The sequence below is a fragment of the Ruegeria sp. BHSB064 genome, from assembly GCF_059613205.1.
Window position 1 is genome coordinate 34,922 of sequence record NZ_JBXWSB010000006.1, and the last position, 23,870, is coordinate 58,791.

The window sequence follows — 23,870 nt, forward strand, 5'->3', positions numbered from 1 at the left end:
ATTGTCTTTATTTTTGAAACGTTTGCGCGATTTCCGAAACGAGATCGGCAAACTGGCTGGGGGGCTGAACCTGTCCGGTCACCCATTGATAGAGATCCTGATCATTTTCATGAAGCAGCGCGTCATAGAAATCCAATCCGGCGTCATCCATATCCGCGAGATTACGATCCGCATACGCGGAAAGAATAATATCCATCTCTTTGATCCCGCGCCGCATCGAGCGCATTTTCATGCGCTTGATGCGCACATCCCGCTGTTCGCTCAATGTCGTTGCTCCAGCATCAGCCGCATTTTCTTTTCCAGCCGCGCCGCGCGCTCGGCGCAGGCGCGCATTTCACCGCGAATGGCGCGCAATTCAGCCACGGCAGTTGATAACTCCATTCCGCCTTCGCCCTCGTCCACCGGTGCGTCCATACCTTCGCCTTCGCCAGTCAAAAGCCACATGATTGAAACATTGACCATCCCAGCCATCATCGACAGGCGGTTTGCGCGCGGCTCGGACAGGTCGTTTTCCCAATCAGCAACGGTCGCCTTTTTGACACCAAGGCGTCGCGCCAATTGCGCCTGGGTCATTCCGGCAGCTTCGCGCGCGCCAGCCAGACGGTCTCCAAATGTCGCAGAATCCGGACCATACCAGTCGTTTTCATCAGTCATTCGGATCTCCAACTCAGAGTTTCTATACGGCTTGAACGTCTTTCGGGCGCACCCTATGACAGTCAGGTTGAACATACAAACCGAGGCCGACCATGAGTTTCCTGTCTGCGACACTGTCACGCGTTAAACCTTCGCCCACCATCGCCATGACAGCCAAGGCAGCCGAACTGCAGGCCGCCGGTCGCGATGTCATCCGTCTGAGCGCGGGAGAGCCGGATTTCGACACGCCTCAGAACATCAAAGATGCCGCTGTTGAAGCTATTGCGGCAGGCAAGACCAAGTACACCGCGCCAGACGGCATTCCGGAACTCAAACAAGCGGCCTGCGCCAAGATGAAGCGCGATCATGGCCTGGACTACACCCCTGCTCAGATTTCGGTCGGAACCGGCGGCAAACAAACGCTGTACAACGCCTTGATGGCGACAATGAACGAAGGTGACGAGGTCATCATTCCCACGCCCTACTGGGTGAGCTACCCGGACATGGTGACGCTTGCGGGCGGTACGCCGATTATGGTTGCGACAACGCTGGAGAACAATTTCAAGCTTACCGCAGAACAGCTTGAAGCTGCGATTACCCCAAAGACAAAATGGTTCATCTTCAACTCTCCCTCGAACCCGACAGGTGCCGGTTACAGCCGTGACGAGTTGAAGGCGCTGACCGACGTCCTGATGCGCCATCCGCATGTCTGGATCATGTCGGACGACATGTACGAGCACCTCGCCTATGACGGATTCGAGTTTTGCACACCTGCCGAAGTGGAACCCGGCTTGTATGACCGTACACTCACCTGCAATGGGGTTTCCAAAGCGTACGCCATGACCGGTTGGCGCATTGGCTATGCAGCGGGTCCGGTCGAGATCATCGCGGCAATGCGCAAAATCCAGTCTCAATCCACCTCGAACCCTTGTACGATCAGCCAGTGGGCCGCAGTTGAGGCGTTGAACGGCACGCAGGATTTTCTGGCCCCGAATAACGAGATGTTCAAACGCCGCCGTGATCTGGTCGTGCGGATGCTGAACGAGATCGACGGCGTCACCTGCCCGACGCCGGAGGGTGCGTTTTATGTTTATCCTTCAATTGCCGGGTTGATTGGCAAAACAACACCCGCCGGAACGGTCATCGACACGGACGAAGCTTTTGCTACTGCCCTGTTGGAAGAGGCAGATGTTGCTGTTGTCTTTGGCGCGGCCTTTGGCCTTTCGCCGAATTTCCGGGTCAGCTACGCTACGTCCGATGCGGCGCTGACCGAGGCCTGCAGCCGCATTCAGCGTTTCTGTGCATCACTGAGGTGACCATGTCCGCCGATCTTCCCGAATATTACTTTCGCATCCGTGAAAACGGAGCTGCGGTGTTTCGGGTCGATACGGAAAATCGCCAACGCCGGATTGAGATGGACCAGATCGCAGTCATCAACATTCGCAACGGCGACGTCAAACCGCAGGGGCAGCGGACCCTTTCAGAGCGTGATCAGGCCGAAATCCACCGTTGGATGGAAGAACGCCGGGCACTGCTGGCGCAGCGTGACATTGACGACATACACCGTGCCGTCGACCATCTGAACCTGACCACACAATGGGTTCAGTCCAAGGCAACAGACGCCCAGCTTGAGGATGTAACAGACAGGCTGCTGATGGCGATGCATGACCTGCGCACCGTTCTGGTTCGGAAAAAAGCAGATCGGCTGAGTAAAGACTAAGCAGGCTCAGCCGCTGCTGGCATTTGCCGCACCGAATGCATCCAGAACCGGGCCATGAGAAGCACGGCAGCAAATGCCAAGCCAAGCACAAGCCCCAGCCAGATACCAATGCCGTCCATCTGCCGGACGAAACCGAAATAGTACGACGCCGGGATACCCACCACCCAATAGCTGAGCGCTGCCATGACCATGGGAATCTTGGCATCCTGCAACCCGCGCAGCAGGCCCAGCGCTATGACCTGAGCACCGTCCACCAACTGAAACAACGCCGCCATGGCAAGCAACCCGGTTCCAATGGCAAGGATTTGTCCGCGCTGCGGATCGTCTGCCTCCATGAACAGGGAAATCAAGGGTTCGGCACAGGTCAGAAACAGGATGACGGTCACCACGGACATAACCAGCGACATGCCCGTTACCGCAATTGCGCCTTTCTCCAGATGCGCCCGATCCCGACGTCCCAGTGCATTACCGGCCCGGATAGTAGCCGCATTTGACAACCCCAGATGCACCATGAACGTGGCCGAAGCGAGGTTCAGCGCGATCCCATGCGCTGCCAGCGGAACCTGTCCCAGCCACCCCATCATCACAGCTGATGTCGCAAACAAAGACACCTCGGCCAGAGTGGTCAGGCCAATCGGCACCCCAAGCTTCCACACACTGGCGAACATCTCCCAATCCGGTCGCCAGAAACGCCGGAAAAGGCTGTGCTCCGGCAGCGTTCGAACCACGTAGATGACAACAGCGATCAGCGAAACGACCTGCGTCGCGATTGAGGCGATCGCTGCCCCCATCACGCCCAGCTCCGGCGCGCCCCAATTGCCGAAGATCAGCGCATAGTTGGTCACCGCGTTCACAAATGCCGCCGCGACTGTGATCCAGAGCACGATCTGCGTTCGCTCCAAAGCCGCAAGGTAGGATTTGAGCACCATCACGATAAGGGCCGGAAACAACCCCCAACCAGCAACGCGCAGATATTCGGATGCGGTCTCAGCAACTTGTGGCTCCTGCTTCATGGCGATCAGGATTGGAAAAGACCACCACAGCAACGGCATGACCACTACCGCATAGAGCAACGACAGCCAAAGCCCCATGCGGGTCGAGCGTCGAATACTGGTTTCATCCCCTTCCGCCGCAGCTGTGGCAACCATTGGCATGACCGCCCAGCCGAACCCGGCCCCAAACAAAAACAGCACAAAGTAATAGCTGCTGGCCAACGTGACCGCAGCCAGTGCCTCGACCCCGTACCAGCCCAGCATGATTGTATCGGTCAAACCGATGGCAAACTGCGCCAGATGGCCGCCGACCAACGGCAAGCCAAGCACGGCAATCGCCCGAAAATGGGCGGGGTATGTCATCACTTTTGTCATTGCACCAGCCATATGCGCGGGCTTGACGCGGGACAAGAGCGGATCAGTAAAATTTCATTGTGAGACCCAAGCGCCCGCTCCTGCTAGGAAAGCGGGCGCGTTGAGGATTAGCGGGCATCCGGATGCAATGTTGCGCCCAGAATATGCTCGGACCGGTGAATGACGTGGTGGGCTTGTCCAACGATCAATGGATCAGGGTCCCCTACGACGTTCAAGTCCTTGCCCGGATAATCCAGCGTCGAAAGGAAATGACGCATACAATTCAGGCGCGCGCGTTTCTTGTCATTCGACTTGATGATCGTCCAGGGCGCGTCTGCGGTATCCGTGTAAAAAAACATCGCCTCTTTCGCCTCGGTATAATCATCCCATTTGCTAAGGCTGGCCTTGTCGATCGGCGACAGCTTCCACTGCTTCAGCGGGTCGGTTTCGCGGCTTTTGAAACGACGCTGTTGCTCTTCCTGCGTGACCGAGAACCAGTACTTGTACAGCTGAATACCCGAGCGTACCAGCATCCGCTCCAGTTCCGGCGTCTGTCGCATGAATTCCAGATACTCGTTGGGCGAGCAGAACCCCATCACCCGCTCAACACCCGCGCGGTTGTACCAGGACCGGTCATAGAACACCATTTCGCCAACGGTCGGCAGTTCCTGAACGTAACGCTGATAGTACCATTGCCCCTTCTCTTCCCAGGTCGGTTTGTTCAGTGCAACCACACGGGCCTGACGCGGATTCAGATGCTCCATGAACCGTTTGATTGTGCCACCCTTGCCAGCGGCATCGCGACCTTCGAACAGAAGAACAAACCGCTGCCCTGTATCCTGCGCCCACAGCTGAACCTTCAAAAGCTCCGCCTGCAGACTTGCCTTCTGCGCCTCATAGGTCGACCGCGCCATCTTGCGGCCATAAGGGTATTTTCCGCTTTCGAACGCCTGCCGGATCTTCTCGGGGCTTGGCTCTGCCGCGTTTGCCGCCTTGGCCTCTACGACTTTGATCTGAGGGGATTTTGCTTCGACCGGAGCAATGGCTTCCATACATCTTTTCCTTTTTCTACTGTCCTGAAATTGGGCTAGCAGAAAGGTCGCAAATGCGCTTTGATTGGTGTCAAATTGATGCCTCAAAAACCCAAAAATTCCACTCTGGATCAGAGGTTCCAATGCACACGTCATTTGCCGATCTGAATGGTCAGTCCTTTTGCGTCCGAACCTGGGGCAACCCTGACGCGCCATCGCTTTTGATGCTGCATGGTTTCCCGGAATACGGCGGTGCGTGGGCAGATCTGGCCCCTTATCTGGCGGATCGCTTCTACTGCATTGCTCCGGACCAACGTGGATTTGGCCAAAGCTGGTGCCCTGAAGGGGTACAGCACTATGCCCTATCTCAACTGGTGTCCGACATGGCCGCTTTGATTGAGACCCACGGTGCACCTTTGGCTGTGCTGGGCCATGATTGGGGTGCATCGGTGGCCTATGGCCTTGCCATGTTTCGGCCTGATCTTGTTGATCGGCTCATCATCGCAAACGGTGTACATCCGGTTCCGTTTCAACGCGCCATGGCCGCAGGTGGTGCGCAATCAGAAGCCTCGCAATACATCAACCAACTGCGGGCGCCGGATGCGGCACAAAAACTGTCCGAAAACAACTTTGCATTGCTTGAAAGGTTCTTTCGCCACGGCATGGGGTTGGATTGGCTGACTGAAAGCCGCATGGCCGAATACCGAACCGAATGGGCGCGATCAGGCCGGTTAGAGGCGATGCTGAACTGGTATCGCGCCTCTCCGCTGGTTGTCGCACAGCCGGGGTTGCCCGCAACAGACCTGCCGGATCTGCCGCTGGATCGGCTGCACGTCCGATGCCCGCATTTGTTGCTTTGGGGACCGGATGACAAAGCCCTTTTGCCTGAGGCGACAGAAGGCTTGGAAACCTTCGCGCCCAACCTGACCCGCATCACGATCCCTGGCACTGACCACTGGCTGCATCACCAAAAACCGCGCGACGTTGCACGGGCCATTCTGGATTGGGTCCAAACGGCCTGACCTTTCTGGTCTTTTAACGATGCCCCCAATCGTCGGGGTTGTCGGAATTGTTGGGCGACAAACCCAACTCATCGCCATCGGTTGAACACCCCAACCCCAGAACCGTCCGGTTCGCATAAGAGAAGTACGAACAGACCTGATTGATCTCAAGGATTTCTCCGTCGTCCCACCCCGCCTCGCGCAGGGCGATTACATCCGCCTCAACCATGTCGCCGGGCGTTTCGGTCAGTTTACGGGCATAGATCATGGCAGCCACCTGCGCTGCATCCAACGGGGCGGCAGCCGGATCGCGCGCCTCAATCGCCGCCCGGATCGCACTGCCCCGCGCCTCATCGCCAAGCAACCGCTGCAAACCCGCGAAATGATGTTCCACGCAATAACCGCACCGGTTCAGAGAACTGACCCACACGCCCAGCACCTCGAGAAACCATTTCGGGATCTTGTTGCCCGAATGATGCAGCACAGCCTTGTAGATCGCCATGTGGCCTTCCATCGAATGCGGCCGCAGGCTGTGCGCCATCATAATGTTGTCCACATTGTTGTCTGGCCCGGTGACCCGGTCATAGAGTTTCTTTAGTTTGCCCGTGGCCTCAGCGAAGGGGATGGTTTTGATCCAACTCATTTGGGGTCCTGTTATGGTGTTTACTTGACGCCCAGAGACTAGGAGCGCTTTGGGGCGGTGGCGAGACAAATTCTACGCGTGTCAGCAAAGAGCCCGAAGCCGTCGATAAAGTCCGTCGCACCGCCGCGCGTTTTGACCCTATGATGCGTACCTAAATTGACTTCTGTTTCGCGCGGACCGGCGTTCGCCCTCGCAAACATTTATTGTTTGAATGAATAGGCCCATGGTACGTTTTTTTGACGGCAGTCCGTTATCTAGTGAGCAGGGAACAACAATTCAGATCCTTGCAGGGTTGACTGAAAGTGATCATGGGCGATCGCAAACACGAAACAGCATCACGCAGAAGCACTGGGAGTTTAAGGATGAACGATTCAACGCCATCCCGCCGGCTGACGGCGGCGGACTTTGACCAAGACCTTTTAGATCTCTACGACTACTATGCGCATGGCAAGATTTCGAAACGAGAATTTCTCGATCGCGCTGGTAAATGGGCCGTCGGCGGGCTGACGGCGGCGACTATTCTCAGCACGCTTTCGCCAAATTACGCACTTGCACAGCAAGTGGCTGAGGACGATCCCGATATTGCAGGTGAAGATATTGTCTATCCGAGCCCGAACGGCACTGGTGACATTACAGCTTATCTCGTCCGGCCAACTGAAATAAACCCTGACAGACCACCTGCTGCGATTCTTGTCGTTCATGAAAACCGCGGGCTGAACCCTTACATCCGCGACGTCGTGCGTCGCCTCGCAAAGGCAGGCTTCGTTGCAATGGGTCCAGATGGGCTTTCCTCACTCGGAGGGTATCCGGGAACCGATGATGAAGGTCGGGAGATGCAGCGCACGCTTGATCAGGGACAACTCCTGAACGATTTCTTCGCAGGCTTTGAGTATCTTCGGTCGTTGGAAGGAACGAATGGTAAGGTCGGGGCAACTGGTTTCTGCTACGGAGGCGGAGTGGTCAGCAGGCTTGCAGCCGCTTACCCGGAAATGTCGGCAGGCGTTCCGTTCTACGGCTCATTTCCAGACGCTGACCAAGTGCCCAACATCCAAGCGCCGCTGATGGTTCAGCTGGCCGCGCTTGATCAGCGCATCAATGCGATGTGGCCTCCGTTTGAAAAGGAAATGGTAGAAAACGATAAGGTTTACGAGGCCTACATCTATCCGGGAGTGAACCACGGCTTCCACAACGATACAACACCGCGCTACGACGAGACTGCGGCAAAGCTGGCCGAAGAACGCATGGTGGCTTGGTTTAGAACGTATCTTGCGGGCTGAGCCGGTTTGCGCCCGCGAAGAACCGGGCGTGACCCATTCTGCGTGCCAAGCTTTAAGCTCGGACCGATGATGACAGCTTCGTCGTCCGCCAAACCGGCGAACGAAATCCTCAACGTAACCAGTACAGCGAAGATTTCGTTTGGGTGCACGCCCACCCAAACCCTATACAACACCTCGCGCCCCTCTTCCCCCGGACCACATCACCTGCCATAATGGGGGAAACTCAAAAACAAGAGCAGCCCATATGCCCGACGATCTGTTGACGCCCGAAGCGACCAATACCTATGACGCCTCCTCGATCGAGGTGCTTGAAGGGCTGGAACCGGTCCGCAAACGCCCCGGCATGTATATCGGCGGCACCGATGAGCGTGCCTTGCACCATATGGTGGCTGAAATCCTCGACAACTCGATGGACGAGGCCGTCGCAGGCCACGCCAACCGGATCGAGGTTGAACTGCATGAGGACTACGCCCTGACGGTCCGCGACAACGGGCGCGGCATTCCGATCGATCCGCACCCCAAGTTCCCCGACAAATCCGCGCTTGAGGTCATCCTGTGTACCCTGCACGCGGGCGGTAAGTTCTCGGGCAAGGCGTATCAGACCTCGGGCGGTTTGCATGGTGTGGGTGCATCCGTGGTGAACGCGCTGTCGGATTCAATGGTCGTACAGGTGGCGCGCGACAAGACGCTGTTCGAACAACGGTTCTCGCGGGGTGTTCCGCTGGGACCGGTTGAAAAGATCGGCGCGGCCCCCAACCGGCGCGGTACCACCGTGACTTTCCATGCGGATGCGGACATCTTCGGCCATCACCGGTTCAAACCCGCACGGCTGTTCAAATCCATCCGCTCCAAGGCTTACCTGTTCTCGGGCGTTGAAATCCGCTGGAAATCCGCCATCGACGACGGGGAAACACCGACCGAGGCCACCTTCCACTTCCCCGGCGGTCTGTCAGACTACCTGAAAGAGACGATGAACGGCTCGTCCACCTATGCCGAGCAACCTTTTGCAGGCACCGTGGATTTCAACGAAAAATTCGGAACCCCCGGCAAGGTCGAGTGGGCGATCAACTGGACGCCCTCGCGCGATGGGTTCATCCAGTCCTACTGTAACACCGTCCCCACCCCCGAAGGCGGCACCCATGTGGCAGGGTTCTGGGCCGCGATTCTCAAGGGGATCAAGGCGTATGGCGAGCTGATCAACAACAAGAAGGCCGCGCAGATCACCCGTGATGACCTGATCACTGGCGGCTGCGCGCTGGTCAGCTGTTTCATCCGCGAACCGGAATTCGTGGGCCAAACCAAAGACCGCCTTGCCACGGTCGAGGCGCAGCGGCTGGTCGAAAACTCGGTCCGTGACCATTTCGACAACTGGTTGGCCGCCGACACGAAATCCGCCGGCGCGATCCTGGATTTCCTCATCCTGCGGGCTGAGGAACGCCTGCGCCGACGGGCCGAGAAGGAAACACAACGCAAGTCCGCCACTAAGAAACTTCGTCTTCCCGGCAAGCTGGTGGACTGTTCCAGTTCAACACGCGATGGCACGGAGTTATTCATCGTCGAAGGCGATTCTGCGGGCGGATCTGCAAAAATGGGCCGGGACCGCAAAACGCAGGCCCTGCTGCCCCTGCGCGGCAAGATCCTTAACGTGCTGGGCGCGGCCAGTTCGAAACTGGGTACCAATGCCGAGATCAACGATCTGACCCAAGCGCTGGGTGTGGGCCTTGGCACCAAGTTTAACGTCGACGACCTGCGCTATGACAAGGTCATCATCATGACTGACGCGGATGTGGACGGGGCGCATATCGCCGCGCTGCTGATGACGTTCTTCTTCACCCAGATGCGCCCGATGATCGACGCGGGCCACCTGTACCTCGCCTGCCCGCCCCTCTACCGCCTGACCCAAGGCGCTAAGCGCGTCTACTGCCTGGATGAGGCCGAGCGGGATGAGTGGCTTGAGAAAGGTCTGGGCGGCAAGGGCAAGATCGACGTCTCGCGCTTTAAGGGTCTGGGTGAAATGGACGCCAAGGACCTGAAAGAGACCACGATGGACCCCAAATCCCGGAAATTGATCCGGGTCACCATCGACGAGGACGAACCCGGAGAGACCGGCGATCTGGTTGAGCGTCTGATGGGCAAAAAACCCGAACTGCGGTTCCAGTACATTCAGGAGAACGCGCGGTTTGTGGAGGAGTTGGACGTATAATTTTCTATTTAAGAAGCTATTTTGGAAAGAATTTAGCAACGTGCCCTTAACTTCCGCTATTGAACACGAAAACCTGACCAAAACTCGAAAGGCTCTTTACTTTAGCGCTTTTTTTACCTTCGCGGTAGCAAATGCGGAACTTTTGAGTAGCGAAATGTCCATCTTCGGGCTTCGCATAGCCGTGGTACAGGCAGACTTGGCAGCCTTTGGGCAGCTTGTTACTCTACTTCTTTTTTTCATCTTTATTCTTCACTGCTCAGTAGCTGCTTCACAGGCAATCTCCAACACACTTACGGAGATGAATGTGCGCTGGAAGCAACGCTCACTGACAAGCATACAAAGAATGAATGATCACAAGGACTTAGATCCGAATTATGAACACGAAGACCCCCTTGGCGGTTTGGAGTCTTGGGAGTACGAACACCATAAAGAGGATTTCAAACGACAACGCCAAGAAAGTATCGCCGAATTCATAGTCAAATCTTTATCTCGATTAAGAAGCTTTGTAATTGAGTATTTTCTAGTACTCGTCGCAACAACGTTTGCTCTGCTAAATCCACGGATTATCGATCAAGCTATTCAATTCTGGCAACGCTTATAGAGCACTAGAAACGAGCAGCTGCCAACGCGCTAATTAAACTGAAACAGCATGCCTGGCAAACTTACATTCCGAGCGGCCCCAATTACCCTCGCGCCCTGTGGGGCGGGTCTGGCGCGTGTTTGATACCCTGCATCAAGCATTGGATGGATAGGAAGACGCTCCAACACCACACGCGCCCTCAAAAAACCAAAATCTACTGCAATTCAAACATCTTCGGTTTACTAATCAAACCTAGACCCGGCTTCCCTGTGACAAGCTGGCTTGGATTTAACGATTAAGGATTTGCAATGGCCCGCCTTTATGACAGTCGAAAACGTGTTCTCGTAACCGGTGGGGCCGGGTTTTTAGGCTCGCATCTGTGCGACAGGCTTCTGGATCAGGGGCACGAGGTTTTGTGCGTCGACAACCTGTTCACCGGCACCAAGCGCAATATTGACCATCTGCACAACAACCCGCGGTTCGAGTTCATGCGCCACGATGTGACCTTCCCGCTGTTTGTGGAAGTGGACGAGATCTATAACCTCGCCTGCCCGGCCTCGCCCGTTCATTACCAGCACGATCCGGTGCAGACGACCAAGACCAGCGTGCATGGCGCGATCAACATGCTGGGGCTGGCGAAGCGGCTGAAATGCAAAATCTTTCAGGCCTCGACCTCCGAAGTCTATGGCGATCCGACCATCCATCCGCAAACCGAGGACTATTGGGGCAACGTCAACCCGGTTGGTCCGCGCTCGTGCTATGATGAGGGCAAGCGCTGCGCCGAGACGTTGTTCTTCGACTATCACCGGCAGATGGGGTTAGAGATCAAGGTGGCCCGCATCTTCAACACCTACGGCCCCCGAATGCACCCTGCCGATGGGCGCGTCGTGTCGAACTTCATCATGCAGGCCCTAACCGGTGAGCCGATCACGATCTTTGGCGACGGCACACAAACCCGGTCATTCTGTTATGTGGATGATCTGATCGAAGGCTTCATCCGCCTGATGGACACCGACAAGGACGTCACCGGCCCCGTCAATCTGGGCAATCCCAACGAATTCTCGATGAACGAACTGGCCAGTGAAGTGCAGGCGCTTGTGGGCACCGACACACCGATCAGTTTCAAGGACCTGCCGCAGGATGACCCCAAGCAACGCCAGCCCGACATCACTCTGGCCCGGAGCGTGCTGAACTGGGAACCCAAGGTGCAGTTGAAAGAAGGGTTGGCGTCCACAATCAGCTATTTCAGAGAGCTATAGTCAGAAGCCGTGTACCACTGAACAAAGGGCTGCTTTCCCCCAATTGGCCAGGATTGCTCAGGTCTGCGCCTAGGCATCAACAGGCTGGCACGCAGGGGCGATGGCAATTTCTCGTTGCCTAAACCTTTGATCCCGTTCACACTTACCGCAACATAACAACAATGGCTTGAGGTCCGGGCGTCCAATTTCTTTTTACCAACTACGATTTTAAGACGGGAGGACGACATGAAAGCACTAACCTTCGGACTGGCTCTGACCCTGCTGGCCTCACAAGCCGCTGCGCAGCAGATGCTGAGTACCGCATCCCCCATTCCAGACGGCGCCGAGACCCGGTTTTGCTATTACGATGGCATGGCTTATTCCGAGGACGCGTTTGTCCTGATGGTCGGCGATAATACTGTGACTTCGACGATCAGTACGGTGCAGGAGCGCTTGCTGCGCTGCCACCGCGACAATGACGGGACCCTGAAATGGAGACCGCAGAGCACGTTCTCGACCAACAACTAAGGCCCGCCAACGCGATCAGACGGCGAGCCCGATCAAGGCAACGCCTAGGGCCATAAGTACGGCGGCACCCAGCCGTCGTATCCAATTGCCTTCCTTGAGGAAGATGAACCCGATCAGCGCAGCAAAGATGACCGAGGTTTCCCGTAGCGCCGAAACCGCGCCCAGTGGTGCAAAGTTCTTGGCATACAGCACCAAACCATAGGCTGTCATCGAAACCAGCCCGCCCAGAATACCCGTCATCCAAACTCTGATCGGCAGGTCTTTGAGAGTCTCGCGTTTTCTGACCCCGACAAAACCCGCAATAAACAAGTGCAGGAACGCGCCCCAGGCCCAATAGCTGAGCGTATTGCCCGATAGCCGGACGCCGATCCCATCCACAACCGAGTAGATCGAAATGCAGAACCCGGTGCCCAGCGCGAAACCCAGCGCACTGCGCCCCACGCCCGAGCGCAGCGCTTTCCAGCTGCTCAGCTGAATGCCAAATGCGATCAGGGCAATGCCACCCCAAGCCTGCAATGGCAGCACCTCGCCCACCAGAACCATCGCCCAAAGCGAAACCAGCGCCGGAACGATGCCCCGCGCAATGGGGTAGACCACACTCAGATCGCCATGCTGATAGGCTTTGCCCAGCATGAAGTAATACCCGAAATGCACGACCGTCGAGAGAATGATGTAAATAAAGCTCTCGGCACTGGGCAATGGCAGGGCCATCACCATCACGGCCGCGGGCAACACGTGGCCCAAAGCAACAAGGCCCAACATCGTCGTGCGATCCGCCGCTGTCTTGACGATGGCGTTCCAGACCGCATGCAGCAATGCCGCAGACAGAATGATAAGGATGACAAACAGGGTCATGCCCGGACCTTTCCCGCAGATATTATGCGCAAAAAGGGTCAGTGGCCCTATTCACTTGGCGCGATCTCGGCCAAAAGGCTGATTTTTGTCAACCCGGTTTCACACAGGCTGCTGACCAAGCCAGCTTTCGATTTGATCCGCCGGCCCTTGCCAGCCGGGTTCCATGAACAGAAAATGCGCGTGATCCTGAACCTGCAAAAAGGTCCCGCGTTCCCCGTAACGCTCTGCCAGGGCGCGGCAGGTGTCCGGGTTTACCGCCCTGTCTTCCGCACCTGAAACGACCAGAACCGGGCAATCGACCCTGTCGAAATCGACTTTGATCGCCTGATGATCATCGAACATCCAGAAAAACATCTCGAACATCACGCGCCCGCTTTCGGCACCCAGTTGATCGAACACGATGTGTTGCTGTGCCTCGTCCATTTTATTGAGTGCAAAAGGCGCCATCAGGTCGAACTCAACCCGCATGGGCTGTTTCCAGAACGCTCCACCTTCCATCAACGCGCGCGGCACGGCGCGTTCGTCGTCGGTTTCAGGCAAAGTGCCCCAGGGCGCATTGGGGTTAATCAACACAATAGCACTGGCCAGACCGCGTGCGGCCACCTGCTGTGCAACAACACCCGCGATGGCGTGACCCAGCAGAACCGGTTTGCTGTCCAGACCCTGCACAAAGTCCGCTATGTCATTGGTGTAATCCAAAACGCTGGTATCGGTCAGCCCGGGGTCAGGGTCGGCTTTCGGATCACCGCCATGGTGACGCAAGGCAGGGGTGTGTACGATCCAGCCCCGATCCCGAAAGAAGGTCGCGTAATCCTGCATACACCAGGGTCCGGCAAATGCCCCATGAATCAGAACAATTTCTTTTGTCATCGAAATCTCCTGTGGTTCTGCGATCAGTATGAGCATCCGGTAAGATGTTACAACTGCCCGTGATCCCTGTTGCAGGACGCAGGTCAGGTCCTAAGATCGGGACTATGAGTTTTGTGACCGACAACCAATTGCCCCTGCTGATCCTGTTTTTTGTGATCGGATCGATCGGCACGGCGTTTCTGTTCCGCAAACCGGCCGGGCATCGGGCGTGGAAACTAGCCGATCTGGTTTGGGTGGTGCTGGGCGGTATCGGGGCGTTGGTTGCCGTTCTGGCCGGGCTTTACACCTCCGACAGCTCTCGGCTGGATCGTCAGATCGATGTGGCTTATGCGGCCACTCTGGCATTTGATCGCGACGCTGCACGGTTTCGCCTACGCTTTTGCGATCCTGCATTTGACCCGGATACGGCTGTTTTATGTGATAAGGTCGAGTTCCTGTCGGCTTCAACTGCCAGCAATTCAGAACTGCCGCTGTTCATTGCCGTAACCAATGAGGTCGCTCCATTGCAGGGCCTGCATTTCCTGTTCGGACGTCAGGCCAAGGATGACATGGATGAAATGCGCAGCGCCGCAGCCACGGCCAACGCCTTCGATATTGGCCAGTTCCTGGTCTTCACTTCGCTGGACGACGAAACGCAGACCGCTATCGACAACATGCGCCGGAAAGTACCCGCCATTGCCGGGGACTATCTGATCCTGGCCCAAAGCTATGATGATCTGATCGAACAGGTCGGTAAATTGAAAGATGAATGGGAATATTTGCAGGCCAACGCCCATATTCTGGTTCTGCAGATCGTTGCTTTGTGCCTTGTCAGCTTTGCGGCCCCGTTCCGTTTGGGAAAATCGGTGGTGGAATTGCGGACAACACTTATCGCCGATACGCCTGTGCCAACACCTGCGGATCCGCCCCCAGAAAATAACGCAGCAACGTCCACAGATTCCGAGCCCCCCGCCGAAGCCAGCCCGCCTGCTCATACCTCTCCGCGCTCGTGAAGGCCCGCGCATCCAGAAGTGTAATCCGCGGCAAACGACGCGCCAGGGCGACGTCTTCCATCAAGGGTTGGTCCGGATAGCCGCCTGCGGCATGGTAGACATCACGCGGCACCAAAAGTCCCTGATCCCCGTAGGGCAGCCCGAAAACCCGGCTGCGCAGATTGGCCCAGCCCGAGACCCATCCCGGCGCGACCCCACGCGCCCGAAATGCCAGCCGAAAGGCCGCAGGGGCACCATTGATCAGATGGGCACTGACTGCCTCAGCCCAACCCGTTTGCAGCACGGTGTCTGCGTGCAGGATCAGAATCCAATCCCCGCCAGCCTCGGCGCAGCCCCGACGCAACTGCCCCCCACGCGAGGCTGCTCCTGTCACAACCCTTGCTCCGGCCTCTTCCGCGATCTCCAGTGTTTGGTCGGTTGAACCGCCATCGCTGATGATCAAGTCCCGGATCAGCCCGGCGTGCAGCCCTTCCATCAATGCCCCAAGGCATTCGGGCAAGGCATCGGCAGCGTTCAGGGTCGGAATAACAACAGAGATCGGGGCTGGCACGTCTGATACCCTCTGGTCTTGGCGGCGGATCTTCCTATATCACGAGGCCAAGGGAAATGACGAGGACCAAGCCATGCCCACCCGCCGCATCCTGCGCCTGACCGGCTCGGACACCGAAAACTTTTTGCAGGACCTGATCACCAATGACATTCAGGGGTTAAATGACGGGCTGGTTTATGCCGCGTTGCTGACACCACAAGGCAAGTATCTGGCAGACTTTTTCCTCAAGCGCGATGGCGATGGCATTCTGCTGGATGTTGCCGAGCACCTCGCTGATGATCTGGTCAAACGTCTGAGCATGTACAAGCTGCGTGCAGATGTGGCGATCGAAAGCACAGATCTGAACCTGCAACGCGGAACCGGTGCCGCACCAGAAAGCGCCCTGCCCGACCCGCGACACCCTAACATGGGCTGGCGCATGTATTCTGCGGCACCCGAACAAGATGACGGCACCGACTTCGATGCAGTGCGTGTTCAGCATTGCATACCCGAATCGGGCACTGAACTGACACAGGACAGCTATATCCTAGAATCCGGCTTCGAAGCGCTGAACGGTGTGGATTTCAAAAAGGGCTGCTATGTAGGTCAGGAAGTGACCGCGCGCATGAAACACAAGACCGAGCTGCGCAAGGGTCTGCGCCGGGTCTTGGTCGATGGCATCGCGCCGGTTGGAACCGAGATCACAGCCAATGGCAAATCCGTGGGCACTCTGTTCACTCAATCTGGAAGTCAGGCGATTGCCTATCTACGCATTGATCGCGCCAAAGGTGAAATGCAGGCAGGCGACGCCACGGTACGCTTGACGGACTAAGAGCATCTTGTTGCCTAATCAGCACGAAGCCTGCGTCGGCACACATCACCAAGTTTGAACCTGTTCCCCGGCCCTGCCAAAGTGTTGGAAACAGGTCAAACCGGATAAACCCATGTTACGACTATATTCCGCGATCTGGCGCGCCAGTTCCGGGCGGCAGATCGTTCTAATCGTGCTGTCTATCGCCATTGCCGCCCTTGCCGCCGTTCCGCTCGAGTTTCAGCGCGATATCGTCAACCACCTGACCGCTGACGATATCAGCACTGAAAAGTTGATCCAATTGGGTAGCGGCATGATGGCCGTCATTCTGCTGAGCCTTGGGTTGAAATGGATCCTGGGATACCGCTCTGGCACCTTGGGCGAAGACATCATTCGGCTGATCCGGCAACGTCTGCTTTGGCGTTCGAGCGACGTAAAGGGCACTGGTGAAGACCTGCGCAAGGGCACAATGACCACGGCCATTTCCGCCGAAGCCGAAGAGTTAGGAAAGTTCGCGGGTGGCGCATTCTCGGATCCGGTGGTTCAGATCGGAACGCTGATCAGCGTGATCGGCTATATTTCATCCACGCAACCCGGGCTCGGGCTGATCGCCTTCTCGATGATCGTGCCGCAGATCATCATTGTTCTGGTATCGCAACGGAGAGTGAACACTTTCGTGGCAGAGCGCGTCCGTATCCTGCGCGGCGCCACAGACCGGCTGACGACCGAGGACATCGAGGCCGTCGAGCGGGACATCAACGCCATGTTTGACGACATTTACGACACACGGAGACGCATGTTCCTGTGGAAACTGTCGGCCAAGTTTCTGCTAAGCGTGATCAACGGGGCCGGAACCGTCGGTATTCTGATGTTGGGCGGCTATCTGGTGCTACAGGGCAAAACGGATGTGGGCACCGTTGTCGCCGCCACCAGTGGCCTTAGCCGCATACAAGGGCCCACTGCTTTTCTGATCGCTTTCTACCGGCAGGTCAGCGCCAATCGCATCAAATACGAACTAATGCTGGAGCTGTTTGGCCCCGACCCAACACGGTATCGTTACCGCCCCGACGCATAAAAAAAGACCACGCGGCGGGTGCCTGCGCGGTCTCTTTCACGAAGTGACGAAACGTCACGCGCGTTCGGAATATTCCATGGTTTCGGTATTCACGACGATCATTTCGTCCTGACCGATAAAAGGTGGCACCATGACTTTCACGCCGTTGTCCAGCACCGCAGGCTTGAATGAGTTCGCGGCGGTCTGGCCTTTGACGACCGGCTCGGTCTCGACAATCTGGCAGGTCACTTTCTGCGGCAGCGTCGCGTTCAGCGCCTCGCTTTCGTAGAATTCAACGACAATGGTCATGCCATCCTGAAGGAACGGGCGACGTTCACCCAGCAAATCTGCTGGCAATTCAATCTGTTCGTAGGTCTCGGCATCCATGAACACCAGCATCCCGTCGGATTCGTACAGGAACTGCTGATCTTTCTGTTCAAGGCGGACGCGCTCAACCTTGTCCGCAGACCGGAAACGTTCGTTCAGTTTCGACCCGTTGCGCAGATTGCGCAGCTCGACCTGGGCAAACGCCCCGCCTTTGCCAGGCTTCACATGGTCAACCTTGACCGCCGCCCACAGGCCGTCGTTATGCTCAAGCACATTGCCGGGGCGAATTTCGTTCCCATTTATCTTGGGCATTACATAAATCCTTCACAAACGGTTGATGCATCAGTTGCGGTCCCTATATCTGGCGGGATCACACCTGACAAGACAACGACACCTAGTGCTGCACTTGCAGCAAGCCATGCAAGTGACGCAACGCAACTATGCATTTTAGCTGTATCCGAATCGCACCTAATAGGTCATAAGGACCCTCACGCCGAAAATGCAAGAGCAAGAACAACAAGGAAGACGAGATGAGAGATTTCGTTGACGGCACTGCCTTTAACAACGAGCAAGGCAATCGTGCGCGCAAACTTTTCGCGGCCGTTGTGTTGGCTGCACTTGATGACGCTATCGCCGATGACAAGAAATACGGCAATGGCCCCGAACAAATCGCCCGCTGGGCCCGTTCGCGCGATGGGCGCGAAGTGCTGTCCTGCGCGGGTATCGACCCGAACGAACGGGTTGTCAGCGGACTGATGGAGTTCGTGGGTCGTGGTGTGCGGACTTCGGTCGCACTGTCCCGTGAAGAAAGCGAGCGTCGTAACGCAGCTCAGCAGGCTGAAGCCGCCTGAACTTAAGCAAGTTCGCACAGAAAAAACGCGCTCTGTCCGTCAGAGCGCGTTTTTCTTTGCTGTGCTACGACGTTCAAATGGCTAGAAAAACAACAGCCACTGTCGTGCCACCCAAACTTCGGCTAACAGCATGACACCGAACATCGACTTGCCCCATATAGACAGACCGCGCTGCCACAGCGCGACGTAAGCAGCCAGACAAACTCCGGCAGAGACCGGAGCGACCCACAAAGCGTGATGGCTGCTGTCCCAATAGTTGACCGGGCTGTGAAACACCCAATCGCTCAAGGGCCAGAATTGAGGTCGCCCGTCCCCCGCATGCAGCACAAAATCTGTCGCTAGGTGCAACAAACCTGCCGCTGCTCCGACAGCCACGGCGTGCCAGCCACGCCAAACTGCCAGCAAAAGTGCAATCCCCCAGAGGATAAAGGAGTTGTCGATCGCAAAGACGGTTTGCCAGGCCTGCGAATAGTACAGTTGCCCAAAGACCACCTGTTCCGGAATGCCCAATACAAACAAAGACACTCCCACCATGAGATACAGGGACAAATCCGGCAGCACTGCCCCCAACATTGCAGCCAACAGGATGCGGCCCTGCGGCGGTCGGGCAAAAGCGGCAGCCCCGATCAAAAGATGCGCTGGCGTGTTCATCGGAGGCTTTCCCTTCCCGCTCAAATCGAGTCATCTGCGCCCTGACTTATAGGAGACAACCCATGGTTCGCGCCATCATGATTCAAGGCACCGGCAGCAACGTCGGAAAATCGGTTCTTGTGGCTGGGCTTGCGCGCGCCTTTACGCGGCGGGGTATGCGCGTTGCTCCGTTCAAACCGCAGAACATGTCGAACAATGCAGCCGTCACCGAAAACGGAGGAGAGATCGGCCGCGCGCAGGCGCTTCAGGCCCGCGCAGCCAAGCGGGCGACCCATACAGATATGAACCCCATCCTGCTGAAGCCCGAGACGGATACGGGTGCTCAGATCATCGTTCAAGGGCAGCGCGCGGGTACGATGAAGGCCGGGGATTACAGGAAGGACAAGTCCAAGCTGCTGGGGGCCGCTCTGGAAAGCTTTGACCGGCTTTGTGCGGATGCGGATCTGGTTCTGATCGAAGGTGCGGGTAGTCCGGCGGAAACCAATCTGCGCAAAGGTGACATCGCCAACATGGGTTTTGCTTGCGCCGCAGGTATTCCCGTGGTTCTGGTCGGCGACATTCATCGTGGCGGTGTGATCGCGCAGATCGTAGGGACACAAGCTGTATTGGAAGCCGGCGATCTGGCACAGATCCGAGGTTTTGCCGTGAACCGGTTCAAAGGGGATGCGTCGTTGTTTGACGAAGGGCGTGACGACATCGCCGCCCGCACCGGTTGGCCCTGTCTGGGTGTTGTGCCCTGGTTCCATGACGCGTGGAAACTGCCTGCCGAGGATATGATGGATATTCGCTCTCATACCGGCGGTACGTGCAAGGTGGTTGTACCTCAGCTGGAGCGGATGGCCAATTTTGACGACCTCGACCCGCTGTCCGCTGAACCAGACGTGAGTGTCGAGATCATCCCAGCCGGACGCCCCCTGCCCGGGGATGCCGATCTGGTTCTGCTGCCGGGCAGCAAATCCACCATCGGGGATCTGGCCTATTTTCGGGCGCAGGGTTGGGACATCGATCTTTACGGCCATGTGCGCCGCGGCGGGCACGTTCTGGGCCTGTGCGGCGGCTATCAAATGCTGGGCAAAACCATTTCCGACCCGGATGGGGTCGACGGCAGACCCGGCAAGGTCGAAGGTTTGGGGTTGCTGGATGTCGACACAGTGATGGGCGGACAAAAGCAAGTCATTCTACGCTCGGCTCATGCCCTGCCCGACCGCGATCCGGTCAGCGGGTATGAAATCCACATGGGTCACACTGATGGGCCTGACTGTGACCGCGCGTGGCTGGAGGTCGAAGGCAAACCAGAAGGTGCCGCCAGCGCCGATGGACGGATCAAGGGCAGTTATTTGCACGGTATCTTTTCGTCCGACGCGTTCCGGGCGCGGTATCTTTCAACGCTGGGCGTGACTTCGGGCGTCGCGTATGAGGATGGCGTCGAACAGGTGCTGGACGACTTGGCAGACCATTTGGAACGCCACATGGACCTTGATCTGCTGCTCAGCCTTGCCCAGTCCCCTCGGCGTGGCTAGGCGTTACTCAAGTTCTTTTGCGGCCAGGGCACGTGCAATCTCGCGCCGGACCATCTTGCGCACATTCCGCGTGATCCGTTCACCCATTGTGCCCTGCAGCTCTTGCCTGACAACTTCGGCGATCAGGGCGCGCAGATCCACTTCATCCATGTCGATGCTTCTGCCATCGTCTACAGGTTCTGCTATCACCTCGGTCTCGGCCCTCGGCGCACGGATGAATTCAGCTTGAACGTGTGCTTCGCCCTCATCGTCGGACGCTTTAGTTTGTTCAACGTCAATTGAACCGACGGCCTCGGCTGCGGCAAATTCTTCTTCTACGTTCCACGGCAAAGATTGCGACGGTGTGCCAGAGTACGCATCTTCGCTGTCGCCGTCCGGCTCCCACTGATCTTCGGTTTGCGCAATGGCCGCTTCCAGCGCTTCGATCTTGGCGCTTAGGCTGGTTGCAGCATCCGCCGACCGATCAGGTTTCGGCGCTTCAGCCTTGTCCTCGGCCGTGTTGGCCGGTTTGCCCGCCTGCACAATATCACAGGCCCGCAGCAACATAGGTTTGGCCGAGTCGGAAACCTTGAGGTCCGAGTCGGTCTGGTTGGGAACCCCATTGGTCTGCTTGGGTGTGCTGACACGCAAGGCATCCGTCAGAACCAACCGCCCCGGCTTTCTCGATGCAGGCTGTTGATCCGAGACAGATTTATCGCGGTTGTCTTCGCTTACCAGACGTTTGACCGAAGACAGAACGTCTTCGATCCCTGCTTTTACGACGTTATCAGTCATTGTTCTCTACCGCTCTATCCTTGGATCGAGTGTAGCCAAACAATCCCAACCTCACAACAAATAGTATGGCCGATCAGTCCCGACGCAACGCTTTGAGGACGCGATCCAGATCTTTGCTCTGTTTGCTGACCCGTGCTGGCGCTTTTTTAACCAGGTTGTAATACAAGGTCGGATCGTAGATCTGCACCGCCAACCCAAGGCGTTCAGCCGTCAGCAAACCCTGTGCCTGCAACAGCTGATAAGCCGCGCGAGAGCGTTCGGTGCGTGAAGCAACCTCGGCCAATTGGGCATCCAGCAGGTCCTGCTGAGCGTTCAGCACATCCAGGGTCGTCCTGGCACCCAGCGTTGCCTCTTCGCGAATCCCGTCAAACGCCACTTGCGAGGCACGAACCCGTTCCGTCGATGCCCGCAAACTTGCGCTGGCCGCCTGGAACGCCGCATAGCGGTCAGTTACGCCTTGCGTGATGTCTTTTTGAACATTCAACAGGTTCGCACGCGACGCATCCCGCGACGCCATTGCACGTCGCACATTCGCGGCCAAACGACCACCCGCATAGATAGGCTGGTTGAAGTTCAGCGAGATGGTTGCGTCGTTTACGTAGTCGTCATTGTCATAGCTCTCAGTCACCCCTGCATCTGCATTCAGGCTGACATTCGGGCCCAGATTGGCCCGCTGCTGCTGCACGATCAGATCAAATGCACGCACCTGATGCTGCGCTGACAGAATCGCGGGATGGTTGCGCTGTGCAAGACTGACGGCCTCAGCTTCGGATCGCGGCAGGTTGGGCAGACTCGGCTGACCCGCTGTTCGACCCGGTGCCTTTCCGACCGCGTTCACGTATTCAGCCTGCGCGATGCTCAGTTCACCACGCGCAACCGCCAGATCCGCCTGCGAGCTTGCCAACTGCGCTTCGGACAACGCAACGTCTGTCCGGGTGACTTCGCCAACTTCAAAGCGATCATTCGATGCCCTGAGTTCTTCGGCCGAAACTTCGACGTTGTTTTGGCGGATCGCCACGGTTTCTTCCTGCAGCAACACGCCCAGATACGCATTCGCCGCACGGATCAGAACCTGTTGCTCAATATCGATCAGGGTTTGACGGGTCGACAACACGGTTTCCTGCGCAGATTGCTTGCCCAGAACCGAAGCACCGCCGTCATACAGAAGCTGACCCAGCGTCAGACCCGTAAAGAACCGCGACGGTTCATTGGTCGTGACCACATTGCTGGTCCGACTGCGGGTGTAATCCTGGCTGACTTGCACTGTCCAGTTGATGATCGGCCGTAACGCTGAAAGCGCAATCGCCACGTCTTCATCCGCAGCCCGCAAAAGTGCCCGGTTCTGCTCTAGCAAACCGCTTGTGTTATATGCACCGATGAAGGCGTCTGTTATGTTATCAGCCCACGCTGCACGCCCTGGCATTACGCTCATGGCAAGCCCTGCGGTCACTGCGAATGCCTTGACCAGCCTGCCTGTCGCTGAACCACGCATACCGAAATCCTCTCAAAACGAAATTACACTGCCCTGCAGGCAGTTTGCGGCCTTGTTTTCAACTAATCAAGGCGGAAGAAAAATCTATCGGCGGACTATAGCGAAAATGCACACTCAGCCGAAAAACTCTCCAAGACAGGTGCGCTGGCGTTAAATGCGTCACGCCAGCTGACCTGACCGCCAGACTTTCGACCAATCCGCACCGTCCCCAGGTTGCCATCGACAAACAAGCACGCGATTCGGCCGTGCTCCTTGAGCTGATCCAGCAAAGCTTCGGGGATTTGTTCAACGCCGCCCTGCACCATGATCACGTCATAAGGGCCATGTTCGGCAACGCCCTGTTCCAGCGGGCCCACATGGATGATGGCATTGTCGACATCCGCTTCGGCCAGAAGGCTTTGCGCCTCAGCCGCCAGTGCTTCGTTACTTTCCACACCAACTACCAACTGAGCCATACGCGCGGCCACCGCAGTGGAATACCCCATGGCCGGCGCGATATCGAGAACCATCTCATCATTCGAAATGTTCAACGCATCCAGCATTTTGGCCAGTGTCCGCGGCTCAAACATCGCGCGCCCGTCGCCCATATCGATCAGACCGTCGACATAGGCAGCTTCACGCTGAGCATCCGGTACGAAATTTTCGCGGGGAACGCTCAACATTGCTTCGATGATCGGGAACTTGGTGACATCAGAGGGTCGGACCTGTGTATCAACCATTGTGCGGCGCCGGGCTGCGAAATCTGTCATTGGGTATCTCGTCTCATTCCCATGGATGTCCGGCTTGTGCCACATCCTGACCCGACCAGCAACGGCCCTGTTGCCGCAACCCAGCCAAGGTGTTGAAATAATCCGTCACCAGTTGCTGTGAAAATCAATCTTGTCGCCAAATTTGCACGCAATCCACTGGACGCCCTCCAGGAAAGCTGCTAAAACCCCACGCAC

Annotated in this window: 25 protein-coding genes and 1 pseudogene; 13 read left to right on the forward strand and 13 right to left on the reverse strand. The window is 57.0% G+C overall.

Going from position 1 to position 23,870, the window contains the following annotated elements; all coding sequences use genetic code 11:
* Positions 1-7 precede the first annotated feature (7 nt).
* Together AC2FNU_RS02590 and AC2FNU_RS02595 are read right to left on the reverse strand one after the other, a co-directional pair.
* Complete coding sequence (locus tag AC2FNU_RS02590; RefSeq protein WP_496784610.1) at positions 8-232, reverse strand: succinate dehydrogenase assembly factor 2; 225 nt, start codon at positions 230-232, stop codon at positions 8-10.
* 29 nt (positions 233-261) lie between these two features.
* Positions 262-654: a helix-turn-helix domain-containing protein gene (locus AC2FNU_RS02595; protein ID WP_171090907.1), complete on the reverse strand. Its 393-nt coding sequence runs from the start codon at positions 652-654 to the stop codon at positions 262-264.
* A gap of 92 nt (positions 655-746) precedes the next feature.
* Between AC2FNU_RS02595 and AC2FNU_RS02600 the strand changes: the two genes are divergently transcribed.
* Together AC2FNU_RS02600 and AC2FNU_RS02605 are read left to right on the forward strand one after the other, a co-directional pair.
* A complete protein-coding gene (locus AC2FNU_RS02600) occupies positions 747-1,949 on the forward strand; it encodes a pyridoxal phosphate-dependent aminotransferase (protein WP_496784570.1) in 1,203 nt (400 codons plus the stop codon).
* A 2-nt stretch (positions 1,950-1,951) separates the two neighbouring features.
* Positions 1,952-2,353, forward strand: coding sequence for a hypothetical protein (locus AC2FNU_RS02605; protein ID WP_171090910.1), 402 nt, complete (start codon positions 1,952-1,954; stop codon positions 2,351-2,353).
* Here the strand turns inward: AC2FNU_RS02605 and AC2FNU_RS02610 are convergent.
* Positions 2,350-3,720, reverse strand: coding sequence for an MATE family efflux transporter (locus AC2FNU_RS02610; protein WP_496784571.1), 1,371 nt, complete (start codon positions 3,718-3,720; stop codon positions 2,350-2,352). The genes AC2FNU_RS02605 and AC2FNU_RS02610 overlap by 4 nt on opposite strands.
* 107 nt (positions 3,721-3,827) lie before the next feature.
* Positions 3,828-4,751 carry a polyphosphate kinase 2 gene (gene ppk2 / locus AC2FNU_RS02615; RefSeq protein WP_171090914.1) on the reverse strand — a complete coding sequence of 308 codons (924 nt, stop codon included), beginning with the start codon at positions 4,749-4,751 and terminating at the stop codon, positions 3,828-3,830.
* A 122-nt stretch (positions 4,752-4,873) separates the two neighbouring features.
* Between ppk2 and AC2FNU_RS02620 the strand changes: the two genes are divergently transcribed.
* Positions 4,874-5,752, forward strand: coding sequence for an alpha/beta fold hydrolase (locus tag AC2FNU_RS02620; protein ID WP_496784572.1), 879 nt, complete (start codon positions 4,874-4,876; stop codon positions 5,750-5,752).
* A gap of 13 nt (positions 5,753-5,765) precedes the next feature.
* On the opposite strand, the gene AC2FNU_RS02625 is transcribed toward AC2FNU_RS02620, so the two are convergent.
* Complete coding sequence (locus tag AC2FNU_RS02625) at positions 5,766-6,374, reverse strand: carboxymuconolactone decarboxylase family protein (protein WP_496784573.1); 609 nt, start codon at positions 6,372-6,374, stop codon at positions 5,766-5,768.
* Positions 6,375-6,736: 362 nt separating this feature from the next.
* Here AC2FNU_RS02625 and yghX point away from each other — a divergent pair, with 362 nt between their 5' ends.
* The 5 genes from yghX (at position 6,737) to AC2FNU_RS02650 (ending at position 12,200) form a co-directional block, all read left to right on the forward strand.
* On the forward strand, positions 6,737-7,651 hold the full coding sequence (gene yghX / locus AC2FNU_RS02630; RefSeq protein ID WP_496784574.1) for a YghX family hydrolase: 915 nt from the start codon (positions 6,737-6,739) through the stop codon (positions 7,649-7,651).
* A gap of 244 nt (positions 7,652-7,895) precedes the next feature.
* Positions 7,896-9,854, forward strand: coding sequence for a DNA topoisomerase IV subunit B (gene parE, locus AC2FNU_RS02635; protein ID WP_496784575.1), 1,959 nt, complete (start codon positions 7,896-7,898; stop codon positions 9,852-9,854).
* A 40-nt stretch (positions 9,855-9,894) separates the two neighbouring features.
* Positions 9,895-10,455, forward strand: coding sequence for a hypothetical protein (locus tag AC2FNU_RS02640; protein WP_496784576.1), 561 nt, complete (start codon positions 9,895-9,897; stop codon positions 10,453-10,455).
* Between the two features lie 287 nt (positions 10,456-10,742).
* On the forward strand, positions 10,743-11,693 hold the full coding sequence (locus AC2FNU_RS02645) for a UDP-glucuronic acid decarboxylase family protein (protein WP_496784577.1): 951 nt from the start codon (positions 10,743-10,745) through the stop codon (positions 11,691-11,693).
* Positions 11,694-11,918: 225 nt separating this feature from the next.
* On the forward strand, positions 11,919-12,200 hold the full coding sequence (locus AC2FNU_RS02650; protein ID WP_496784578.1) for a DUF1496 domain-containing protein: 282 nt from the start codon (positions 11,919-11,921) through the stop codon (positions 12,198-12,200).
* Positions 12,201-12,215: 15 nt separating this feature from the next.
* Here AC2FNU_RS02650 and AC2FNU_RS02655 read toward each other — a convergent pair whose 3' ends face one another.
* Both AC2FNU_RS02655 and AC2FNU_RS02660 read right to left on the reverse strand, forming a co-directional pair.
* The gene (locus AC2FNU_RS02655) at positions 12,216-13,055 is read right to left on the reverse strand and encodes an EamA family transporter (protein ID WP_496784579.1); all 840 of its coding nucleotides are present in this window, start codon (positions 13,053-13,055) and stop codon (positions 12,216-12,218) included.
* A 99-nt stretch (positions 13,056-13,154) separates the two neighbouring features.
* Complete coding sequence (locus tag AC2FNU_RS02660; protein ID WP_496784580.1) at positions 13,155-13,925, reverse strand: alpha/beta hydrolase; 771 nt, start codon at positions 13,923-13,925, stop codon at positions 13,155-13,157.
* Between the two features lie 104 nt (positions 13,926-14,029).
* On the opposite strand from AC2FNU_RS02660, the pseudogene AC2FNU_RS02665 reads away from it, so the two are divergent.
* Positions 14,030-14,785 (forward strand): annotated as a pseudogene (locus AC2FNU_RS02665) (hypothetical protein); the annotation flags it as partial.
* 7 nt (positions 14,786-14,792) lie between these two features.
* Here the strand turns inward: AC2FNU_RS02665 and AC2FNU_RS02670 are convergent.
* Entirely contained in the window at positions 14,793-15,467 is a 675-nt protein-coding gene (locus tag AC2FNU_RS02670) for a TIGR04283 family arsenosugar biosynthesis glycosyltransferase (RefSeq protein ID WP_496784581.1), read from the reverse strand.
* Positions 15,468-15,540: 73 nt separating this feature from the next.
* On the opposite strand from AC2FNU_RS02670, the gene ygfZ reads away from it, so the two are divergent.
* Positions 15,541-16,278: a CAF17-like 4Fe-4S cluster assembly/insertion protein YgfZ gene (ygfZ, locus tag AC2FNU_RS02675; RefSeq protein ID WP_496784582.1), complete on the forward strand. Its 738-nt coding sequence runs from the start codon at positions 15,541-15,543 to the stop codon at positions 16,276-16,278.
* A 112-nt stretch (positions 16,279-16,390) separates the two neighbouring features.
* Positions 16,391-17,332: an ABC transporter transmembrane domain-containing protein gene (locus AC2FNU_RS02680; protein WP_496784583.1), complete on the forward strand. Its 942-nt coding sequence runs from the start codon at positions 16,391-16,393 to the stop codon at positions 17,330-17,332.
* A 54-nt stretch (positions 17,333-17,386) separates the two neighbouring features.
* Here AC2FNU_RS02680 and efp read toward each other — a convergent pair whose 3' ends face one another.
* The gene (gene efp, locus AC2FNU_RS02685; RefSeq protein WP_170459112.1) at positions 17,387-17,950 is read right to left on the reverse strand and encodes an elongation factor P; all 564 of its coding nucleotides are present in this window, start codon (positions 17,948-17,950) and stop codon (positions 17,387-17,389) included.
* Between the two features lie 218 nt (positions 17,951-18,168).
* Here efp and AC2FNU_RS02690 point away from each other — a divergent pair, with 218 nt between their 5' ends.
* Positions 18,169-18,489, forward strand: a complete 321-nt coding sequence (locus AC2FNU_RS02690; RefSeq protein WP_037310273.1) for a DUF6280 family protein — start codon at positions 18,169-18,171, stop codon at positions 18,487-18,489.
* An 81-nt stretch (positions 18,490-18,570) separates the two neighbouring features.
* On the opposite strand, the gene AC2FNU_RS02695 is transcribed toward AC2FNU_RS02690, so the two are convergent.
* On the reverse strand, positions 18,571-19,140 hold the full coding sequence (locus AC2FNU_RS02695; RefSeq protein WP_496784584.1) for a cobalamin biosynthesis protein CobQ: 570 nt from the start codon (positions 19,138-19,140) through the stop codon (positions 18,571-18,573).
* A gap of 62 nt (positions 19,141-19,202) precedes the next feature.
* Here AC2FNU_RS02695 and AC2FNU_RS02700 point away from each other — a divergent pair, with 62 nt between their 5' ends.
* The gene (locus tag AC2FNU_RS02700; protein ID WP_496784585.1) at positions 19,203-20,660 is read left to right on the forward strand and encodes a cobyric acid synthase; all 1,458 of its coding nucleotides are present in this window, start codon (positions 19,203-19,205) and stop codon (positions 20,658-20,660) included.
* A gap of 3 nt (positions 20,661-20,663) precedes the next feature.
* Here AC2FNU_RS02700 and AC2FNU_RS02705 read toward each other — a convergent pair whose 3' ends face one another.
* From AC2FNU_RS02705 to AC2FNU_RS02715, 3 genes are all read right to left on the reverse strand, one after another.
* Positions 20,664-21,434 carry a hypothetical protein gene (locus AC2FNU_RS02705; RefSeq protein WP_496784586.1) on the reverse strand — a complete coding sequence of 257 codons (771 nt, stop codon included), beginning with the start codon at positions 21,432-21,434 and terminating at the stop codon, positions 20,664-20,666.
* A gap of 73 nt (positions 21,435-21,507) precedes the next feature.
* Entirely contained in the window at positions 21,508-22,926 is a 1,419-nt protein-coding gene (locus AC2FNU_RS02710; RefSeq protein WP_496784587.1) for a TolC family outer membrane protein, read from the reverse strand.
* Between the two features lie 95 nt (positions 22,927-23,021).
* A complete protein-coding gene (locus tag AC2FNU_RS02715) occupies positions 23,022-23,675 on the reverse strand; it encodes a protein-L-isoaspartate O-methyltransferase family protein (RefSeq protein ID WP_496784588.1) in 654 nt (217 codons plus the stop codon).
* Between the last annotated feature and the right edge of the window lie 195 nt (positions 23,676-23,870).

Coding starts and splice junctions, on each gene's coding strand:
- efp (WP_170459112.1), bottom strand. CDS start 17,950: ATGCCCAAGATAAATGGGAACGAAATTCGCCCCGGCAATGTGCTTGAG.
- AC2FNU_RS02660 (WP_496784580.1), bottom strand. CDS start 13,925: ATGACAAAAGAAATTGTTCTGATTCATGGGGCATTTGCCGGACCCTGG.
- AC2FNU_RS02620 (WP_496784572.1), top strand. CDS start 4,874: ATGCACACGTCATTTGCCGATCTGAATGGTCAGTCCTTTTGCGTCCGA.
- AC2FNU_RS02645 (WP_496784577.1), top strand. CDS start 10,743: ATGGCCCGCCTTTATGACAGTCGAAAACGTGTTCTCGTAACCGGTGGG.
- AC2FNU_RS02595 (WP_171090907.1), bottom strand. CDS start 654: ATGACTGATGAAAACGACTGGTATGGTCCGGATTCTGCGACATTTGGA.
- AC2FNU_RS02690 (WP_037310273.1), top strand. CDS start 18,169: ATGAGAGATTTCGTTGACGGCACTGCCTTTAACAACGAGCAAGGCAAT.
- yghX (WP_496784574.1), top strand. CDS start 6,737: ATGAACGATTCAACGCCATCCCGCCGGCTGACGGCGGCGGACTTTGAC.
- AC2FNU_RS02625 (WP_496784573.1), bottom strand. CDS start 6,374: ATGAGTTGGATCAAAACCATCCCCTTCGCTGAGGCCACGGGCAAACTA.
- AC2FNU_RS02655 (WP_496784579.1), bottom strand. CDS start 13,055: ATGACCCTGTTTGTCATCCTTATCATTCTGTCTGCGGCATTGCTGCAT.
- AC2FNU_RS02610 (WP_496784571.1), bottom strand. CDS start 3,720: ATGACAAAAGTGATGACATACCCCGCCCATTTTCGGGCGATTGCCGTG.
- AC2FNU_RS02705 (WP_496784586.1), bottom strand. CDS start 21,434: ATGACTGATAACGTCGTAAAAGCAGGGATCGAAGACGTTCTGTCTTCG.
- AC2FNU_RS02605 (WP_171090910.1), top strand. CDS start 1,952: ATGTCCGCCGATCTTCCCGAATATTACTTTCGCATCCGTGAAAACGGA.
- AC2FNU_RS02680 (WP_496784583.1), top strand. CDS start 16,391: ATGTTACGACTATATTCCGCGATCTGGCGCGCCAGTTCCGGGCGGCAG.
- AC2FNU_RS02600 (WP_496784570.1), top strand. CDS start 747: ATGAGTTTCCTGTCTGCGACACTGTCACGCGTTAAACCTTCGCCCACC.
- ppk2 (WP_171090914.1), bottom strand. CDS start 4,751: ATGGAAGCCATTGCTCCGGTCGAAGCAAAATCCCCTCAGATCAAAGTC.
- AC2FNU_RS02715 (WP_496784588.1), bottom strand. CDS start 23,675: ATGACAGATTTCGCAGCCCGGCGCCGCACAATGGTTGATACACAGGTC.
- AC2FNU_RS02650 (WP_496784578.1), top strand. CDS start 11,919: ATGAAAGCACTAACCTTCGGACTGGCTCTGACCCTGCTGGCCTCACAA.
- AC2FNU_RS02710 (WP_496784587.1), bottom strand. CDS start 22,926: ATGCGTGGTTCAGCGACAGGCAGGCTGGTCAAGGCATTCGCAGTGACC.
- AC2FNU_RS02590 (WP_496784610.1), bottom strand. CDS start 232: ATGAAAATGCGCTCGATGCGGCGCGGGATCAAAGAGATGGATATTATT.
- ygfZ (WP_496784582.1), top strand. CDS start 15,541: ATGCCCACCCGCCGCATCCTGCGCCTGACCGGCTCGGACACCGAAAAC.
- AC2FNU_RS02700 (WP_496784585.1), top strand. CDS start 19,203: ATGGTTCGCGCCATCATGATTCAAGGCACCGGCAGCAACGTCGGAAAA.
- parE (WP_496784575.1), top strand. CDS start 7,896: ATGCCCGACGATCTGTTGACGCCCGAAGCGACCAATACCTATGACGCC.
- AC2FNU_RS02695 (WP_496784584.1), bottom strand. CDS start 19,140: ATGAACACGCCAGCGCATCTTTTGATCGGGGCTGCCGCTTTTGCCCGA.